Source organism: Devosia sp. MC532, from assembly GCF_016461625.1.
In the GTDB taxonomy this organism is placed as follows: Bacteria; Pseudomonadota; Alphaproteobacteria; order Rhizobiales; family Devosiaceae; genus Devosia.
In genome coordinates this window covers 1-1,521 of sequence record NZ_JAEMNZ010000027.1, presented here as the reverse complement: position 1 = coordinate 1,521, position 1,521 = coordinate 1, and the positions used below count along the sequence as shown (strand labels likewise).

General features: G+C 50.6%; 1 protein-coding gene and 1 rRNA gene. One reads left to right on the top strand and one right to left on the bottom strand.

What is annotated here, in order from left to right; all coding sequences use genetic code 11:
• Positions 1-62: ribosomal RNA gene (locus tag JHC09_RS16785) — 16S ribosomal RNA — on the bottom strand; the annotation flags it as partial.
• Positions 63-886: 824 nt separating this feature from the next.
• Between JHC09_RS16785 and JHC09_RS16780 the strand changes: the two genes are divergently transcribed.
• Positions 887-1,521 (top strand): transposase (locus JHC09_RS16780; RefSeq protein ID WP_199532916.1); only part of this gene is annotated, 635 nt, incomplete at its 3' end.

Here is a 1,521-nt window from a genome sequence, read left to right as displayed (position 1 = left end):
ACTTGCATGTGTTAAGCCTGCCGCCAGCGTTCGTTCTGAGCCAGGATCAAACTCTCAAGTTTAATCATGACTATTGTCGCTAGATGCACGTTTGCGTTTTGACGAGGACACACATCAAATTGCGCTATTAAAGCGCTAAAAGAGTGTACCTCTAGAAACGTGCACCCATCGAAGTCTTGTATAACTTCCACCGGAGTAAACTCCAGCTTCAGTTCGCAAGAACCTCGCCGTCCACGTTTCTCTTTCTTCAATCTTCACAATGTCAAAGAGCTGACCCATCGGCTACAAACCGGACACGTCATGGTGGAAGCTAAGCTTCCGGATTTCTTAGAGACAAGAGTTTCTATCCGGTTTCCCGGCAGATCGTCTGCCCTTTCGAAGAACCGCTAATCAGTGGGAGCAACAAGTGCTCGGCGTCGTTAGCGTTCGTGGGTTTTAGTCAGAAGCATTTGCTTCGTCAACACCCATTTTCGTGAATTCCGAAATCTTTCGAAACCCACTAAACCAATTTCAAATTTGCATTTGATTTCAGTCGCTTGCTGCTTCGTTCAGGGCCCGGAGGCGCTGTGCTCTGCAGCGATGACCGGGTTATAGGCGGCACCCGGTCCGCTGGCAACCCCTTGGGCCTAAATCGTCGTAATTTCAATTTTGACAGACGCCACCAATGTGAACAAGTGTCATGAACCCCTAGTGCCAAACGACTTTCCCGAGGAAAGTGTGTTGGAATAAAGTTTAGTGGTGGTTGGGTTGAAAGCGACGTGGTCGCCGTTGCACACAGGATCGGCTCGTCAACACTTCGAAATTGGTATTGCCTGACTGCAAATTTACTTTTTTGTCGCAGCCTCTGCGTAGACTTCCCTATCGGATATGTGCGTAAGGGTTGGCCATGCCTTTTGTGTTGAATGCACGAGAGTATCAATTTCGCGACGATCGGCGCGTTCTTGAAATTCCCGTCTTTCACGAAGTGCGCCTTTTAGCAGTGATCGGGCGGACAGTGATTCTGTATGAACCGAGAGACACCCAGCCTGCGCACTACTTCGGCGTGTGCCAGATTGCGGACGTCCTCCCCTCGCCGGAAAAACCCAATCTGGTCGATGTATTATTCAATTACATCCAAACGCTGAAATCCCCGATTACCTTAGTGCAGATGAATACACTCACCGGCACGCCGAGCCAACCCTTTCATCGATACGCAAAAATCGTACGACCAATCCCTGTCAAGACCTTTGACGCTGTGATCGAACAGCTTCCAGATCGGGCGCTGCACGGACTGGCAGAACGGAGCCAAAGCGAATTTTTGCCAGGCGGGCAGCCGGGGACGTTAACGCAAGTCCGCAATCGATGGATACGCAACCAAGTATTCCGTCTTCAGGGTGACAGCTGCCTATTTTGTCGAGCTGCTGCCGGTTTTGAGGACACCGAGTTAAGGTGTTTTTGGAACTGGAGAGTTTTTATGGAGAGACGCAAGTTCAGCCGGGAGTTCAAGCTCGAGGCTGTCAGGCTGGTCAGGGATCGGGGTGT